The 16,063-nt window shown below is 39.0% G+C and carries 12 protein-coding genes, 3 tRNA genes, 7 pseudogenes and 1 other annotated feature; of the genes and pseudogenes, 7 read left to right on the top strand and 15 right to left on the bottom strand.

The features are described 5' to 3' along the window. Positions 1 to 29: 29 nt before the first annotated feature. Complete coding sequence (locus tag AC4CVD_RS00210) at positions 30 to 4,040, bottom strand: dynamin family protein (RefSeq protein WP_490751667.1); 4,011 nt, start codon at positions 4,038 to 4,040, stop codon at positions 30 to 32. A gap of 212 nt (positions 4,041 to 4,252) precedes the next feature. Here AC4CVD_RS00210 and AC4CVD_RS00215 point away from each other — a divergent pair, with 212 nt between their 5' ends. After that, on the top strand, positions 4,253 to 4,474 hold the full coding sequence (locus AC4CVD_RS00215) for an ATP-binding protein (RefSeq protein WP_490753485.1): 222 nt from the start codon (positions 4,253 to 4,255) through the stop codon (positions 4,472 to 4,474). Between the two features lie 179 nt (positions 4,475 to 4,653). On the opposite strand, the gene AC4CVD_RS00220 is transcribed toward AC4CVD_RS00215, so the two are convergent. Further along, positions 4,654 to 5,604, bottom strand: a complete 951-nt coding sequence (locus AC4CVD_RS00220) for an IS481 family transposase (protein ID WP_006582413.1) — start codon at positions 5,602 to 5,604, stop codon at positions 4,654 to 4,656. Positions 5,605 to 5,713: 109 nt separating this feature from the next. On the opposite strand from AC4CVD_RS00220, the pseudogene AC4CVD_RS00225 reads away from it, so the two are divergent. Next, positions 5,714 to 6,465 (top strand): annotated as a pseudogene (locus tag AC4CVD_RS00225) (IS5 family transposase). 47 nt (positions 6,466 to 6,512) lie between these two features. On the opposite strand, the pseudogene AC4CVD_RS00230 reads toward AC4CVD_RS00225, so the two are convergent. The 10 genes and pseudogenes from AC4CVD_RS00230 to AC4CVD_RS00275 all read right to left on the bottom strand — a co-directional run. Next, positions 6,513 to 7,071 (bottom strand): annotated as a pseudogene (locus AC4CVD_RS00230) (transposase); the annotation flags it as partial. Then, positions 6,716 to 6,832: a sequence feature (AL1L pseudoknot), on the bottom strand. (Overlaps the previous pseudogene by 117 nt.) 126 nt (positions 7,072 to 7,197) lie before the next feature. Next, positions 7,198 to 8,443, bottom strand: a pseudogene (locus tag AC4CVD_RS00235) (type II toxin-antitoxin system HipA family toxin). A 4-nt stretch (positions 8,444 to 8,447) separates the two neighbouring features. Beyond that, a complete protein-coding gene (locus tag AC4CVD_RS00240) occupies positions 8,448 to 8,750 on the bottom strand; it encodes a helix-turn-helix transcriptional regulator (RefSeq protein ID WP_004684350.1) in 303 nt (100 codons plus the stop codon). A 190-nt stretch (positions 8,751 to 8,940) separates the two neighbouring features. Continuing rightward, positions 8,941 to 9,083: pseudogene (locus tag AC4CVD_RS00245) on the bottom strand (transposase domain-containing protein); the annotation flags it as partial. A 108-nt stretch (positions 9,084 to 9,191) separates the two neighbouring features. After that, positions 9,192 to 9,555 (bottom strand): annotated as a pseudogene (locus tag AC4CVD_RS00250) (antitoxin Xre/MbcA/ParS toxin-binding domain-containing protein). 119 nt (positions 9,556 to 9,674) lie between these two features. Next, positions 9,675 to 10,304: pseudogene (locus AC4CVD_RS00255) on the bottom strand (IS5-like element ISAha2 family transposase); the annotation flags it as partial. Between the two features lie 33 nt (positions 10,305 to 10,337). Then, on the bottom strand, positions 10,338 to 10,817 hold the full coding sequence (locus tag AC4CVD_RS00260; RefSeq protein ID WP_201707048.1) for a DUF1376 domain-containing protein: 480 nt from the start codon (positions 10,815 to 10,817) through the stop codon (positions 10,338 to 10,340). A 69-nt stretch (positions 10,818 to 10,886) separates the two neighbouring features. Beyond that, positions 10,887 to 11,135: a hypothetical protein gene (locus AC4CVD_RS00265; RefSeq protein WP_004684367.1), complete on the bottom strand. Its 249-nt coding sequence runs from the start codon at positions 11,133 to 11,135 to the stop codon at positions 10,887 to 10,889. Continuing rightward, positions 11,128 to 12,310 (bottom strand): annotated as a pseudogene (locus AC4CVD_RS00270) (Arm DNA-binding domain-containing protein). The gene AC4CVD_RS00265 and the pseudogene AC4CVD_RS00270 overlap by 8 nt, the downstream one beginning before the upstream one ends. Positions 12,311 to 12,323: 13 nt before the next feature. Continuing rightward, positions 12,324 to 12,539, bottom strand: a complete 216-nt coding sequence (locus AC4CVD_RS00275) for a hypothetical protein (protein WP_004684369.1) — start codon at positions 12,537 to 12,539, stop codon at positions 12,324 to 12,326. A 110-nt stretch (positions 12,540 to 12,649) separates the two neighbouring features. Between AC4CVD_RS00275 and AC4CVD_RS00280 the strand changes: the two genes are divergently transcribed. Continuing rightward, positions 12,650 to 12,859: a helix-turn-helix domain-containing protein gene (locus tag AC4CVD_RS00280; RefSeq protein ID WP_017396932.1), complete on the top strand. Its 210-nt coding sequence runs from the start codon at positions 12,650 to 12,652 to the stop codon at positions 12,857 to 12,859. Between the two features lie 447 nt (positions 12,860 to 13,306). Here the strand turns inward: AC4CVD_RS00280 and AC4CVD_RS00285 are convergent. The 3 genes from AC4CVD_RS00285 to AC4CVD_RS00295 all read right to left on the bottom strand — a co-directional run bounded on the left by AC4CVD_RS00285 (position 13,307) and on the right by AC4CVD_RS00295 (position 13,612). Beyond that, positions 13,307 to 13,382, bottom strand: a tRNA-Gly gene (locus AC4CVD_RS00285). 37 nt (positions 13,383 to 13,419) lie between these two features. Continuing rightward, positions 13,420 to 13,495: transfer RNA gene (locus tag AC4CVD_RS00290), tRNA-Gly, on the bottom strand. Positions 13,496 to 13,536: 41 nt separating this feature from the next. Further along, positions 13,537 to 13,612, bottom strand: a tRNA-Gly gene (locus tag AC4CVD_RS00295). A gap of 220 nt (positions 13,613 to 13,832) precedes the next feature. Here AC4CVD_RS00295 and AC4CVD_RS00300 point away from each other — a divergent pair. The 4 genes from AC4CVD_RS00300 (at position 13,833) to AC4CVD_RS00315 (ending at position 15,874) form a co-directional block, all read left to right on the top strand. Beyond that, positions 13,833 to 14,141, top strand: a complete 309-nt coding sequence (locus AC4CVD_RS00300; RefSeq protein ID WP_005401913.1) for a BolA family protein — start codon at positions 13,833 to 13,835, stop codon at positions 14,139 to 14,141. Positions 14,142 to 14,155: 14 nt separating this feature from the next. Then, positions 14,156 to 14,548: a SirB2 family protein gene (locus tag AC4CVD_RS00305; RefSeq protein WP_005401912.1), complete on the top strand. Its 393-nt coding sequence runs from the start codon at positions 14,156 to 14,158 to the stop codon at positions 14,546 to 14,548. A gap of 85 nt (positions 14,549 to 14,633) precedes the next feature. Beyond that, entirely contained in the window at positions 14,634 to 15,488 is an 855-nt protein-coding gene (locus AC4CVD_RS00310) for a ParA family protein (protein ID WP_005401911.1), read from the top strand. Beyond that, positions 15,485 to 15,874 (top strand): hypothetical protein, encoded by a 390-nt coding sequence (locus AC4CVD_RS00315; RefSeq protein ID WP_005401910.1) that lies wholly within the window; start codon positions 15,485 to 15,487, stop codon positions 15,872 to 15,874. Before AC4CVD_RS00310 ends, AC4CVD_RS00315 begins: the two co-directional genes overlap by 4 nt. Positions 15,875 to 16,063 lie beyond the last annotated feature (189 nt).

Raw genomic sequence — 16,063 nt, forward strand, 5'->3', positions numbered from 1 at the left:
ATATTAAAATTATTTGATATTCAAGAATTTTATTTTCCCTTAAATAAAATTTCTAATTGCTTACAGACTTCAGTAACTCGTTTTTGTAATTTAAGACGTGTGACAGTATCTGTTTCAAGTTGCTGTTCAATTTTGATGATATTGTCTGACTCTGCCTGTAAACGCTCTTGAATCGTTTGATGAATTTTTTCAAGATGACTCTCTACGATCTCTCGTAACTGTATAGCTACTTGTTGATTTAGATTATTTAGTACATTGGCAATAACATTATCGATCTCAAAACGTAATTGCTCTTGCTTACGTTTTTCTGCAAAGAACATACCACCAAAAATACCAGGAATGATTAAGAAAGGTAATGTCAATCCTAATGCCATAGACGCAACGATACCAGTTGCACCACCGACAACCATTGCTGTGTTAGTATTACTCTCATCCGTTGCATGTATATTCGGTAAATAAGATACAAGTGAAGTATTCTGATTAATTGGAATAGTCGCATTGAGTTTTTTTGCAGAGCGCTCTATTACCGGATATAAAGATTGCTCAGTCGCCAGTTGAAAGGTATTTTGTACATCTGCCTGAATTAAAGCTTGTAATGTGCTTTCTCCACTTTGTGCAACACTATAATAGTGTGGTTTACGTGCATTCAACATAGTATCTATAGTGCTGATCACCTCGGTACGGATATGACTTTCAACTAAACGTAATAACACTACTTTTTCTCGTTCATACTCTTCTCTCACTCGTTGTTGTGAGTCATGTATAGCTTGTTTTTGTTGGTATAAAGTTTCTCTTGATGTATCTGTAGCTAATTGTTGTTCCAGATTCTGTTTTGCTAAAAAAATTAAAGTTTGAACTTGATGTTTTAAACTTTGCTCAAACAGCTCTTCTTTTTGTTCCTCAATATGATTGAATAAATCAACTAAACCTTTTAAATCATTTTCATGGGCGGAACAGCCACGAACTAGTGAATATTCTTCATCAATCGCTGACTGTTGCGCAATAGCTTGTCGAACTGCTAACCGTTCTTGGCTACTGATTAAATCTTCCTGACAAACGAGTAAAGAAACTGGTTTCCCCATCGTATATTGGCGTAATACGAATTGGCGTTCAGCTTCGCCCAAATGAGTACGAGCAACACATAAAATAAAACTACTATTGGCTGTGCCTGAGTAACGGATTAGAGCTTCTTCATGTGAGCCAACATTTGATTCAAGCCCAGGGGTGTCCACAATAACTAAATCTGGATGTCTAGCTAAAGCAGCATTATGTAAATGAATTTCGACCCATAAAATATTTTGTTGTTCTAAAGTGCCGTTACATAGCAACTGCTGATAAATATCTAGGGTGTATTCTTCTCGGTGAGTATTGTTTATATTGTCTTGCTCGGTGACCACAACTACCTTTTGTTTATCATATTCACTATAGTGAAACTCTGTCGGATACGAAGTGCATGCCCCTAAATCAGTAAGCTGGATATTCTGCTCTAGCCATGTATTGAGCAAAGTAGATTTTCCGACACTAAATTTCCCAATCAAAGGTACAGATAATTTAAAGGTTAAAATATTAGCTTTCACCTGATTGATTTGTGGTTGTAAAGCTGATGATAAGATGCGTTCATCTATTAACTGTTGCAGCTGTCCCAAAGCAGCTAACCAATTCTGTTTTTGTTTATCGATTGAGGTTAGTCTATAGGGGGTAATTCCTGCTGTTTTTAAATGCCATAATATAAGTAAAGCTAGATCCCATGCAGAACTTTGCTTACCTGTCGTAAAGAGGGAGAGATTGTCTAAGTTAACAATTTGCTCAAGACTAAAATCATGAATACTGTTGGAATATAATTCATCAAATAATAAAACTGAGGGCTGTTGTGCCGTTGCAAAAGAATCTTTCTGATTGATTTTTTTTAATTGGTGGAACAATCTATTTTTTAAGTTCGATTGCATATAGAGATCTTGTATAAAGTCTTGAGGGTCGATATCTTCCAAACCGACTTGATTTAAAAAAGCCTGTAAAAATTCTAAATCTTTCCACCCCCAAACACCTTCGGTTTTATGAATAAATTCATTGATTGCAGTGCATAAACGCAAGGATTCAGGCATTTGTTTATAGCTTAGTCCCTGAATTTTTTGGATATGAGAAAGCTGCAACCAATCTTGTAATTTTTCATGTTTTTCTAGGCGTTCAATGCGAGCTTCATGTTGGATAATACGCTGTCTAAGTGAGGTATAAGCCAAAGACATTGATTGATAAACTTGTTCAAGATCGTTTAAACGAGTTTGTTCTTGCTGTAGAAGCTTGTCTGTAATCCCATGTAATTGAGATTGAATAAATGCTATAAATTCAACTGATAGACGTTGTTCACTTTGTAACCCTTTTAGCATGCGTAAAGCAGCTAGTTGAGCAGTAAATAATGTTCTAATCGGTTCATTGGCTTGGTACTCGAGAACATCTTGTGAAAATACTTTTAATTTTAATTTATCCAAAAATGATAAAGGAGTGACCTTTTGATTGTCATACTGCAATAATTGCATCGCATCTAAAGCGGCATTTTCAATCACCATTCGATTATTCTGATTCTCAATCAAAAAGCGTTCTATACAGTCCTGTAATTCAGGGTGACTTTTTGCCTGTTCAGCAATCAATAGATTTTGTGCCTGTAAATAATCCAGTGCCAATGGTTCATAATTTGTAGCAATGGTTTTTATTTCTTGGGTAAAATCATCATTTTGAATAGTGTGATTAAAATCATGAATATCATGATTTAATTGTTGTTGATGATTCATATTTTTCCCTTGTTGTTCTTGCTGATGTGTAATTGCAAGTTGATGTCCTGAATAAGCAATTTGCCATTGCCGTGCGGTGATTTGTGCTGTTTCATTTACGCTACGCATCCATCCATTTACAATATCTTTTAAACCATGCTCAAACTGCTGACGCTCTCTAACATTACTTACTAGCCATTGTGCCAAAATCGGGACTAAAATGCCGACTGTTCCTGCAACTGATACCGCCGCCACCGTAACTAAAGTCAAAATCCCACGATTTAAACCCGCTTGTTTAATTGCGGACATCATGGTTTCACGATTAATGTCACCATTTTGATAACGCTGATAAATTTGTTTCACATCCCATGTAAAGGTTACGATAAAAGCTGATAAACCTGCATCAATATGAGTCACAAAAGTTAACCCACCTGCGGTGACGGCTTTTCCTGTCCCTTGTTGAATATGTGTTAATGTTTGATTACTTTTTAAATCCTTAAGTAAAGTTGCCCCTGCATTATTTAACTGTAATTCGCCAGAACCTACTTGTTTTAAAGTACGAGTAATCGCAGGAGCAAGCTCAAATACACTGACAAAAGCAGTTGCCATCAAGGCATTACCCATAAAATCTACGGTATGGTCTATAGTAGAACTTTGTTGAGCGTATTCTGGCATCATACCCTGACGAAACTCACTTGTTCCCTGTTGTGCTTCGGTATAGCTAAGAGGCGTTGAGCTAACACCATTGGTATCAGTGATACGATCTGTAAAGGTAATCTGATTTAACGCATTGACTTGTTCAATTTGTCCATTGACTTGGGCTTGATCAATTTGAGTTTGATGTATTTGTTGGACTTGGACTAACTGATCACTTGGTACAATAATCTGCTGACCAGCATATTTTGCGACTAGTGTACCGGATTCATCAGTAAATAATTCTGCTCCAGCGGCATAGCTTTGTTCAGGCGTAGAAAAGTATTTAGGATTAAATGCCATACCCGAAGTAGTTTGAATATCGACTGAACCAAACTCACGACTATTGACTAAGTTCGCAACATCGTCACCTGATTGATTCGCTTGATTAACATTATAACTCGCTGCATGGTGGGTTTCAGCAAAGTAACCTGCACCTCCAAATGTATTACCACTTATTTGTGCTTGGTTATCTGAAAAATTTACAAAAGCAGAGTGCTGTGCATCTCTTAGATTTTGGTTTTCTAAAGTTTGATTTGCCATTAAGTAGGAGGCTGCGAAATCAGTACTCTTTTGTTCCATAAGACAATTCTATTTTTACTGGTTAATGAAATTAATTTTAGTATAGTTATCAATATTATAATATCTGACTTCTACCACGATGTAATATCTTTAAAACTTTTTGGTTAATCAGCTGTTTGAATGAATTAGAGCTGCTAATTTGAATGAAATACAATGATGCAATCTCAAGCAAACTGCATTGGATGCTTAGTTTGATACTCTGAATAAGTGAGATAGATAAACATAGCGATAATGGTTCACTTCTGATCACAAGCCAATATGAAACAAATATATGGCTAAATCATTTTGAAAACCAAACGGTTGGGGAGGCATTATTAGATCGCATTGTTCATCGATCCCATGTTTTTAATCTAGAAAGTGAATCTATGCGTAAAAAGAGAGGTAAAGAAGTAGGCAAGTTTTTGATTCTTGTCCAGCGACACTTTAATTCCTGAATAAGTTTATTAAAGTGTCCAACTTGAATGAGAATGGGTGTTCAAGTAGTTGTTGATTTTGCATTATCCTCTTGTAAAATTTGAGACAAGGGAGAATCGATTAAATCATTTTCATCATAATCCAGAGTACTGAACTGTACCGGGTTTGTCGGAGACTTTTTTTATTTAAGTTAGGCCACCTAGGTGTTTAGTCCCGGCATTTGATGGATCGGATCAATTTTAAAAAGTTCAGGTTCATCTGTCCACTGTTTGCAGATGAATTCGTAGGGAGTCAGGCCCCTGAGTGTTTTGAGTCTGCGGCCGAAGTTGTATGCAGCAATAAAATCAGCAAGGTGAATGCATAGCTGAGTGTGATCGTCGTAATGGAACCGTTTGACAGTAGCTTCTTTAATCGTTCGGTTCATCCTCTCGACCTGTCCATTGGTCCATGGATGCTTAACCTTGGTAAGACGATGTTCAATGCCACATTCAGTACAAACCCGATCAAAGATGTGCTCAGAGGCGTAGCGATCACAGGTGCGGTTCGTGAACTGGATGCCGTTATCTGTTAGCACCGTATGGATTCTATAGGGCACAGCCTTAACCAGATTGCGCATGAACTCCGCGGCTGCCATCTTACTGGCTTTAGTATGCAATTCAGTGAACGCAAACTTGGAAGTGCGATCAATGGCAACGAAGAGATAAAGCTTACCCTGTGCTGTTTGCATCTCAGCGATGTCGATATGAAAGTAACCAATGGGGTAGCTCTTGAAGCGCTTCCTGACAGGGCGATCACCTTGTACCTCAGGCAGTCGTGAAATACCATGCCGCTGTAAGCAGCGGTGTAACGACGAGCGTGTCAGATAAGGAATACTCGGCTGCAATGCATAAAGGCAATCGTCTAGCGGCAACAAAGTGCGTTTTCGAAAAGCAACAATTGCCGCCTCATCTTCAGGCGATAACACGCTTGAGCGAGGATTCTTTGGGCCGGTTGTAAGATCATCTACTGAAGTACGTTTCTTCCATTTTGCGACGGTCTTTTGATTGATGCCGTAACGCTTGGCTAGCGTTCTTAAGCTCTCTTGACTATTTTGTATTGCTCGACGCACTGCCTGTGTCGTTGTGGCGCTGCTGTGTAGAACTTGTCCCATAGTGCTTCCTTCCATTTATCTGAGAATATTGCACCATTAAAATCTGGGACTAAACACCTAGGGCTTGTTGAGAATTAACAAAGGCTACTGATTAATTTATAATAGTACTATGGATAGATACATACTTACTGATGCCCAATGGGCAAAAATGGAACCTTTTTGCCTAGGTAAAGTGACCGATCGAGGTCGTAGTGGAAAAGATAATCGATTATTTTTAGAAGCATTCCTATGGATTGCCCGTACAGGCAGTCCATGGCGTGATCTACCTGCTCATTTTGGTAAATGGAATACCGTCTTTAAAAGATACCGTGATTGGGTGAAAGCTGGTGTATTTGAAACTATTTTTGCATCTGTAAATGAAGATGTTGATTTGGAATACGCCATGATTGATGGAACGATTGTTAAAGTTCATCGACATGGGCAAGGTGCAAAAGGGGGACTTTCAAACAGTCTATAGGTAAATCTCGAGGTGGAATGACCTGTAAAATTCTTGCCTTAGTGGATAGTCTAGGCAACCTTATTAAATTTCGATTAATGCCTGGTCAATATCACGATTTAGTAGAAACCAAACCTTTAATTGAAGATGTTGATTTTCAAGCATTACTGGCTGATAAAGCATTTGATGCAGATTGGCTCATCCAAGAACTCAATGAACGTAAAGTGAAAGTGGTGATCCCACCTAAATCTAATCGAAAAGTAATGAGAGCATTTGATACGATTATGTATAAATGGCGTCATCTCATTGAAAACTATTTCTGTAAGTTAAAAGAATTTAAACGTATAGCGATGCGTAGTTGTAAAACAGATACGAGTTTTGAAGCCATGATTCAATTGTGCGCGAGTTTAATTAACTCTCGGTAATTCTCAACAGACCCTAGCTTAACGGGTTAGTCTTATCATAGTAGACCAATAAATAATCTCTTAGATAGGCTGTCTGATGTTTTTAAAATGCCATAACGTCCGGAGCTTTCTTTCCAAATTCGTTTAATTTATTCAGCATGATGCAAATCATGTAGATCTCGCTTAGTTTGATGTTCCCTTGCGAAGCGAAGCTTCCCATCAACTAGATCTAGGGGTAATACCCCCATTTTTAATTAAATTAATAGGTAGAAGCTGCGATCGGAAAAATCTTACAAATCGCCTCAACGCCATATAAGTCTTTATTGTTATGGATGAAATCCAGCATTATTTGTGTGGGCGTTCGAGCTCCACCTGGGCGAAAAAAGTGGCTGCTTTAAGGAGAATTTCATTCGCACGTTGCACTTCTTTATTTTCACGTTCGGGCTGTTTAATACGTTCTTGATATGGAAGTTGCTGTACTTTAATTGAATTTTGTTGATCTAAATATTTTTGATACCAAACTCGTAAAGTTTCAGGAGTGCAACCAATTTTAGGCGCAATCGCAGCCCAATTCGATGGATAATCTTTTTCAAATTCAATCAATAATTGAACCGCTCTATCTCTGATTTCAGGGGTATATTTAGGTTTTTCATCGGATCACTACGCTTCGCTACGTCTTGCGAAGCAATGCGTCTCATCTCAGAAAGTTTGGTCTCCGACAAACCCGGTACGGTTCAGCTTTGTAAAAGCTATTTAGTGCAATAAATTGATATTATGCTCAATCCTATTTTGGATCATTTGGATAGTCTCTGTTTGAATTTGTCCAGGTAATAGATCATGAGCGATATTGCTGAATCGGATTGCAACCTTACAAATCGAACTAATAATTTCATCGACTTCTTGGGCAGAAAGTTCCGCTTCCTGAGTACCAAGTTTTACAAGAGCTTGTCGGGGAATATCCAGTGCCTCACCCATGATATCCACCTGGCCCTTCACAGAAAGTAACATCATAGGCAGGGGAGAGTTTCCATTGCCCATTTTGGGACATCAGAAATGAAAAGTTTTTGCAATGATCATCTCGATTATTGAAGACTACATTGAAAACAGCTCGCTTGAATGCAATTGCTTTTTCGCGAACATCATTGGTGCAAAAGTGTGCAGCGCGAAGAAAGTTACTGTAGTCTAAACTCCCTGGTGATTTAAAATCAGCTCCGGTGAAGGCCGCTAAACTTTGCATAGGGATACGCATGCCATCGTGGCGGTCAAATCTCTTTGATGCAAATGCGGTTAATCCATTCGGAAGAGTAAAATATTGAGTGTCAGGGGTATCAATATGACAATGACGCAAACATTCTGCATAAACAGCTTCAATTGCACAAACTTCAGGATGCTCTTGCTGAGCGGGAAATTTGATCAGCCAAGCTTCATGTTGATGTGAGCTAACTGTTGAGAATTCATTGGTGACAGGATCACGATAGATGAGCGCTTTTGGCCTTGCACCTTGTGGAGATCCACCCATAATTAATAAATGCTGTAAAAATTCTGCACCTTCTCCTTTGAGAACTTCCTGAACTTCTTGAGCGAGTTTAATCAGTGGGATATTTTCAGTTAATGCTAACTCAGTTGCTGAAGGTTCAAAGGATAATGCTCCCATCGCATGTGTATTAATATACGTGAGTCTTTCTAATGGCCCAATCCGTGCAGGATTAAATCCATTTTTTTTAAATAAGCGATCCATAAGAAGCATGCCCCAACCATCGGGCAAGGCATCATATATAGGACCTGGCAATCCCATTTGATGTGCAGGAAAGTTCGTTCTTAATGGGTCACCTTTTAACGGGAGTAGGTAAGAGGAAAGTTCTAAACCTTTACTGATCGCTTCTGCACTGTATTCAAAGGCGATTAATGGCCGACCTGTGATTGCGGTTGAGGAGACCAGTGTACCCCAAAGCCAATATTCACCCCATCCATTGTAGTAAACATTAAGTTTTTTGAGCATGGACTTATTTCCTTTTGATACGTTGGCGAGCCGTATTGCTCTCATAGCGGAGAATGTCATTTACACTGTTTAAATGAGGTTTAAAGAGTTCCTCTAAATCTTTTAATCGGCCTAATACCATGGCAACACGTACTAAATTTTCAAATGAAACATTTCGACCAGCTTCCAGATTAGATACTGTATTCACACTAACACCAGCACGTGTAGCGACGTCTGCCTGAGTCATTTCCAGATAAAGTCGTTCTTTGCGAAGCCTTTCACATAATGAAGTAACAACCTCTTCAGGTTTTTTGAATTTTAAATCCATAATATTGTATCTTATGTCTATATATACGTATTAAACTACAAAATAATGGAGTTATTAACTGTGCTAGTTGATCGGTAATGAGGTGCTTAATGGGCTGATTAGATCCTATTAGATTAAAGAAGTCTAATTAGATATTTAAAATCTAAAGGAATCTAATACGTAAGCGTCCGCTGAACCCCATAGCTATTTTTTAATTCGGTTCAGGTTTCCAGCGGTGTGTTAGTAATTCTTCTATTTGGGTCATTTATGTGTCGGCGGCCTTTTCAGCACATCATTTAAATAGGCATACGGATCTAGGCCATTCAGCTTTGCTGACTGTATTATTGACGGAATTAGGTCAGACATATACATCTTGAAAAGAAGAGGGGATTCTTATACCTCGCATTTGAATTATTGGAGAGGACTATCACTTTCAAATTTTTCTGTAATACTTTGCTTATCTTAAAGTTTAGTCTGAAGGCCTTCCACCAATTGTAAAACAGAGGTCAATCCCTGAGGGTTCTGAATCTGTTCTATTGGAATACAACTCAACAATTTATTGGGTGACATTCATAAAATGTTGCATCCATTTAGCCTCTCCACCTGTTAGAGCATCTAATGATATCGCAATACGAATTAAAATAATTGCGAGTTCTCCCTGACTTGAATCGGGATCTAACTCAAGCGAATTTAAAGTTTCCACTGAATCTAAATTGAGAACGATAGCAAGCTGGTCCTGTGTCAAACCAAGTTGTTTTGCAGCTGATAAAACAGATTTAGCCAATACCTTTTTTTGTTTTGCAATTTTTTCTAATGTTTTACGCATAACTGCTTTGTTGCACAAAGATTTCATAACTATATGATTTTAAAAGTTCTGATTGTTTTTTGATTCAAAATTAAATCTATTTAAATCAGATGCTTACATATTTATGCAACAAAGCCATCTCGATCTAGAATGACTTGTCTGCAGTGCTTCGTGTCATAAGCACCATCGGTATAGACCGAATCAATTCGTTCATCTAAGGGAATTTGAGCAAGTAAATCACCGAGTACTTGCGAATCGCTCACATTATTTGTAGTAAGCTGTACTGCACGTATTTGCAAGGTTTCAGCATCGATGCCAATATGAAGCTTACGCCATTGGCGACGATATTCAGGTCCATGTTTCTTACGTTTCCACTCACCTTCACCTAGAAACTTTAAGCCAGTTGAGTCGACGAGTAGATGTAGCCCATCACTACTTTTTTGATAGCTAATCGCAATATCAATATGTTTTTGTCTTCGACAAAGCGTACTGTAATCTGGTGCGGTCCAATTTAATCCACAAAGTTTAATCAGACTTTGAACAAAACCCGTGACCATGCGTAAAGAGAGTCTAAATAAAGATTTGATCATTAAACAGCATTGAATAGCCGTATCGGAGTAAGTTTGATTTCGACCTTGCTTGTTTTGTGGTTGTGCATACCACTGAGTGTTTGGATCAAACCAAATGGAAATGTTGCCCCGATTAATGAGAGCGCGATTATAGGAAGACCAGTTGGTTGTACGATAAGTTTTAGGAGTAGGTTTATTCATTTTGAAATTATAGGACTGAATAAACCTTATAGGCTAGGTTTGTGCAACAAAGCCAGATGAAGGGCATGGTTCAAGCATGACTTGAGTAATACTCAGGCTCTTCTCTAGAGCTGCTTGAGCATTTACTTTTCGTTGCATAGTTGATGCTTGAGCATTACTTGCAGATTTATTCCAGCGTGCTTGAGCTGCATTTTTAGCTTTATCAGATTTCATCTGTTGATTTTGCAATGCTTGGTTTTTTAAACTGGTTAAAAAACTTGAAAGAATTTGTTCAGATTCGACTTCAAATAATTCCAATGCTGTCAGCGTATTCAACAAAGTTTTAGCCTTGGTATGCTGCGGTAATTTCGTGATGCTGCATACCGTTGCTAAATCATGAGGAATAGTTCCATTTTTCCAGAAATCCATCATTAACAGCAGTGATGCACCGATTTGCTCTGCAGTCATTCGTGCAAATTTTGCCTGTAAGTCGCCAATATAGAGTGGCATCCAAATTGAAATATCTTTATGCATGTGTTCACCTTTTTTATAGGTATAGAGGGGCTAAGGTCATCGATTGGACGACCTTGTATATTTATTAGATCAGGGAGCTAAGCTCATTAACCGGAGGCGAGCCTGTTGGGCCAGGTCGTCGTAATGGGCTTGTCCATCATCCAGCATTCGCTGTAGCCAAAGTCTCAACGCCTGGTGATCATCGAAGCATTTATTGATTTCCAGCAAAAAGGCCAGATTGTGCAGTTTGGGAATGTGTAACTCATGAATGAGTTCACGCGCGACCATATCTGCTTCTGGGCTAACGACTACACCACCAAAGAAAGCTTTACTATTCATGTGCAAGCTCCTCTGTATTTAGTCTTTCCAGCATGGCTTCAAATGCACTGCCATCGCGACGCGTAACATTGGGAATATAGCGGCTGTAAACACGGAACAGCATTTCAGTGGTCGAATGACCTAGCTGACGTGCAATCCATTCAGGATTTTCACCCGCAGATAACCAAAGTGTGGCAGCTGTGTGACGTGTTTGATAAGCACGACGAGGCGTTAATCCTAAAAAAACGCAGGATAGGGTGCCATACACGCTTATTAACTAAACGGTAGTCTAGAGGACCACCATCACGGTTGCAGAAGACGAAGTCCGATTTTCCGTTGTTGAGGCTTTTCTGTTGCAGAAAGGCTTGGTACACCCGGTCATTCATCTGGATCGTGCGGTCAGAACCATACGTTTTGGTTCCACCAAGAACACCATTCACTAACGCTTCACGGATATGGATCTCACGACGTTGCAAGTCGATATTTTTCCATTGAAGGCCATCGATTTCACTCGTGCGCATACCCGTAAAAAAGCGGATGGTGTAATAAGGTTTAAAGTCGTCACGAACAGATGTAATAATTCGCTGAACTTCTTCAAGAGAGAAAGGCGTGACTTCAATCCGACCTTCTTTCAAACTTTTTATGTTTTTGTAAGGGCTATCAAAATCATATCGTTCGGATGCGCTATCTAGTATCATACGAAGTACTGTCATAATCTGGTTGATTCGTGATGGTGAAAGGCATTCTTGGTTATTTCCGTATGTCACTTTGGCGAGGGATGAACGGAATCCAAGGATGTCTGACTTTTTGATGTTAATAACAGAAATTGTTCCGAAATATGGAGTTAAATATTTTCGAATAACAATCCTAATTTTTTCTGCGTAGCTGCTACGCCATTCTATTTCTTTATCAGCAACCCATATTTCACAGTACTTAGAAAAAACAGGTGCTTTAGAACTCACTGCATTGATTTGGTTTTCAGCAGCTTTAATTTCTGCCAGTCGAGCACTTTTGGGAAAATATTTTGCATAATCAAATACACCTAAGAGCATTTCAGCTTCCATACGTTCAATCGCTTTTTCAAGTTTTTTGCGATTGTTAGGTGTGTCCTCCATTGCAGTTGTTTCACGGCAACGCTTATTTAAGTACCGAAAATCGATTGTAAGCTTGCCGTATCTAGTACGGATTGAAGCCATTGGCTTGAAACTCCTATTGTAGTTGTAGGCTATGTAGAGAACCGAACGAGGTTTTAGTCATGTCTTCCTCAATACGTTCCCAAACAAAAAGAATTTTGCGTCCACCAAATGGGCGAATGTAATGAACGCCTTCGAGTAAAACACTATCTTTGAGTTGATTTCGGATAGTACGCTCGTTGTAATGAATTCGTTCCGACAGTTCTTTTGTAGTAAGATACGTGAAGTTCATATGTATATCCTTTTAAAAAGTATCACAATGATGTTATTTAAGATCACAATGCAATACTATAAGCATTTAATACATCATGCAAGTACTTTATTACACAATGGTGGTAATTAATGATAGTTTGCAATTTACCAGTCTTATTAGCTGAGCGCAGAATGAAGGTTGCGGATGTTGCGCGTGAAACAGGGATGAGTAAAACTACTCTGCATAAACTCTATAATGGTCAATCGACGCGTATTGATTTTGAAACTATTGAAAAGCTCTGCTTATTGCTAAATGTAGAAGTAGGGGAGCTTCTAAAATTACAAGCTGATGAAGACTAAGTTAATGAAATATTAATAAAAATAAGGTGACCAAATTTGGTCACCTTCCTTTTTTGAAGTATTTTTAATTGTGAGAACAGTCGTTAAATCTGGCTCTTTGGGCAGAGTTTTTGAAACTAGAAATGATTAGTATTTGTCGATATTTTTATTGCGTGACCAAATTTGGTCACGATCCTATTTGATCTTGTAAAAATATTGAATTGAAAATAATAGAAGTCTAATGACATAGAAATTTTCGATGGAATAATTTTTTAAGCAGTTTTAGAAAGGGGTTCTTATCTTTTTGATTTATTGAAGGCACTTTTTGGTCACTTATGGTCACCTGCAAATTGAAGACGTTGGGATAGACGTTATTTGAAAGCAGTCTAAAAATCTTTCTTGTTTTAAAAAATCTAATAAAATCAACAATAAAAAAGCCCCCATCTTTCGATGAGGGCTTTCTGAATTTGGAGCGGGAAACGAGACTCGAACTCGCGACCCCAACCTTGGCAAGGTTGTGCTCTACCAACTGAGCTATTCCCGCGTATTGAGCAGTTTTTATAAAAACTTACACTAAAAAATGGAGCGGGAAACGAGACTCGAACTCGCGACCCCAACCTTGGCAAGGTTGTGCTCTACCAACTGAGCTATTCCCGCGTATTGAGCAGTTTTTGCTAAAACTTACACTGAAAAAAATTTGGAGCGGGAAACGAGACTCGAACTCGCGACCCCAACCTTGGCAAGGTTGTGCTCTACCAACTGAGCTATTCCCGCATAGCGCTGTATGATACAGCAAGCAAGTTCAGGGTCAATAGCTTTATGAAAAAGCTGAGTTTAATTGCATAAAATAAAGCCAGTTTTAGACTGTGCTTTGAGCTTTTTTAACTTTTACTCGCGAAAAGTTGTGGCTCATGCTAGCTGAAAGGGTTTTACGCATTCAACATCTCGAAGGAACAGGTATACTCTGAACGAATCATTATTTTTGGAGACAGGTATGAGCTTGGAGCAGCAATTGATTGAACGCTTACAACAGCTTTCCCCATCACATTTAGAAGTCGTGAATGAATCTTCTGGTCATGGCGGCTATTTTCCGGGGAAAGAGTCACATTTTAAAGTAATCGTGGTGAGTGATATTTTTGCGGGATTACGTTTAGTTCAGCGCCATCAAAAAATTTATGCGGTAGCAGGAGACTTACTCAGTCCAGGTAAAATTCATGCTTTGGCTATTCATGCCTTTCTACCTGAAGAATGGCAAGGACAAGACACTTCTAGTCCAAATTGCGCACATGCCCCGAAAAGCTAAGCAGAGATTCAGTCATGGAAACACAATTATTGATTAAGATCGTGCATATGAGTGCGGTCAGCTTGGCATGTGTCGTGATTTTGGCGCGTGCCATGACGCTATTTAAAGGCGTCCAAGGCAATCAGCCTAATCCAGCAGGTCGAACAGCTTTTGTAGCCCTTCAGCACTTAAGCATGCTGGTGATTGTACTGACTGGTATTGCCCTTTTGGTCATGAAAAACTTTGATGTGCAAACATGGTTTTATGCCAAAGTGGTTTTATTTTTAGTGATGTTATCTTCTTTGTCGAAAGCTTATAAAAAAGAAGACAGCATTTTACTTACACAGCGCCGAGCGGGGTTATTCTTGGCGGTGGTTGCGATGATATCCATTTTAGGTTTAGTCATGATTAAACCAAACTTTGGCTAATTGTTAGACATAATCATCGGCACAGCGATTGTTCTGCGCTACACTGCTATCTATAGCGGAAAAATAACAAGAGGGAGGGGATTTCATGCATACACGTGTGGTATTTAATCAAAAAGGTGGTGTCGGTAAGTCCAGTATTGCAGTAAATTTGGCGGCAATTAGTGCACATCAAGGCCTAAGCACCTTATTGATTGATCTCGATCCGCAAGCGAATTCGAGTCAGTATGTATTGGGCGATGACGCAACGTATTCTGCAGATAAACCAGCTTTAGAACCCAATATTGAAAACTATTTTGAAGAAGTGCTTGGAACGACTCAAAATAAAAGTCTATTGGGCAGTGCCATTGGTTCGATCCTCAAAGGACGAGCTAAAGGCTTAGAAAGTTATGTACACCAATCCCCTTTTAAAAATTTGGATGTGATTCCAGCCAGCCCAAGCCTCGGGGCATTGGCTTATGCTTTAGAGTCAAAACATAAAATTTATAAACTGCGTGATGCGTTACAACAGCTTGCTGGAAAATATGATCGTGTTTATATCGATACACCACCAGCCTTTAACTTCTTTACTTTGTCGGCACTGATTGCAGCCAATAAAGTCCTGATTCCGTTTGATTGTGATGTCTTTTCTAAACGTGCATTGCAAACTTTGATCGAAAATGTGCTCGAAACTCAAGACGATCATAATGATCATTTGGAAATTGAAGGCATTGTGGTGAATCAGTTCCAAGCGCAGGCCAAACTTCCGCGTGAAGTGGTGCAACAGCTGAAGGATGAAGGTCTTCCTGTACTAGAAAGTATGTTGCCCCCATCGGTGCTGATGAAAGAATCGCATCACAAAAATTTACCCTTAATTCATTTGGCACACGATCATAAATTGACGCAGGCCTATCAATCATTGTTCAATGAGATTGAGAATAATAAATTGCGAGATTCAGCATGAAAAAGATCACAATTGCTTTTTTAATGGGCAGTATGCTGTTATTGAGTGCCTGTGCCACAACGGTTAAACCGACTTATGTCTCTCCTACACAGTATCAAGCTTTGAACTGCCAACAGTTACAAGCAGAATATAATCGGATTCAGCAACATTTAGATGAAGGTGTACCCACTGCGAAACGTACTGGTATGGGTGTAGGTGTAGGGCTGGGCGGCGGTTGGAGTCATGGTGGCGGTTGGGGCTTTGGTCCAAGCGTTTCAGTGAATATGGGACAATCATCGAATACCAAAAAAACTGAAATTTCACGACTTTTGGGTCAGCAAGAGGCGATTGTACAAGCTGCAAAATTCAAAGGCTGTGCGATTACCGTGCAAAATAAGACGAATTAATGCCGCATTTATTCATCCTGCTGAAGGGTTCAACCTTTCAGTAGTCATTAAAATCTTAGCAAAATGTTTCGAAAATAATTTCAATAAAACAATGGACTATCGTTTTAACACGCACTTTTTTACCTCATGGGTTCTGTATTTTTTTCGGCTTTGACTTGAGGAAACCGTTCTTTTTCGGCTAAATTGCGC

The organism is Acinetobacter sp. LipI_23, from assembly GCF_058243045.1.

Coding starts and splice junctions, on each gene's coding strand:
- AC4CVD_RS00210 (WP_490751667.1), bottom strand. CDS start 4,040: ATGGAACAAAAGAGTACTGATTTCGCAGCCTCCTACTTAATGGCAAAT.
- AC4CVD_RS00220 (WP_006582413.1), bottom strand. CDS start 5,604: ATGGGACAAGTTCTACACAGCAGCGCCACAACGACACAGGCAGTGCGT.
- AC4CVD_RS00240 (WP_004684350.1), bottom strand. CDS start 8,750: ATGGATTTAAAATTCAAAAAACCTGAAGAGGTTGTTACTTCATTATGT.
- AC4CVD_RS00260 (WP_201707048.1), bottom strand. CDS start 10,817: ATGCATAAAGATATTTCAATTTGGATGCCACTCTATATTGGCGACTTA.
- AC4CVD_RS00265 (WP_004684367.1), bottom strand. CDS start 11,135: ATGAATAGTAAAGCTTTCTTTGGTGGTGTAGTCGTTAGCCCAGAAGCA.
- AC4CVD_RS00275 (WP_004684369.1), bottom strand. CDS start 12,539: ATGAACTTCACGTATCTTACTACAAAAGAACTGTCGGAACGAATTCAT.
- AC4CVD_RS00280 (WP_017396932.1), top strand. CDS start 12,650: ATGATAGTTTGCAATTTACCAGTCTTATTAGCTGAGCGCAGAATGAAG.
- AC4CVD_RS00300 (WP_005401913.1), top strand. CDS start 13,833: ATGAGCTTGGAGCAGCAATTGATTGAACGCTTACAACAGCTTTCCCCA.
- AC4CVD_RS00305 (WP_005401912.1), top strand. CDS start 14,156: ATGGAAACACAATTATTGATTAAGATCGTGCATATGAGTGCGGTCAGC.
- AC4CVD_RS00310 (WP_005401911.1), top strand. CDS start 14,634: ATGCATACACGTGTGGTATTTAATCAAAAAGGTGGTGTCGGTAAGTCC.
- AC4CVD_RS00315 (WP_005401910.1), top strand. CDS start 15,485: ATGAAAAAGATCACAATTGCTTTTTTAATGGGCAGTATGCTGTTATTG.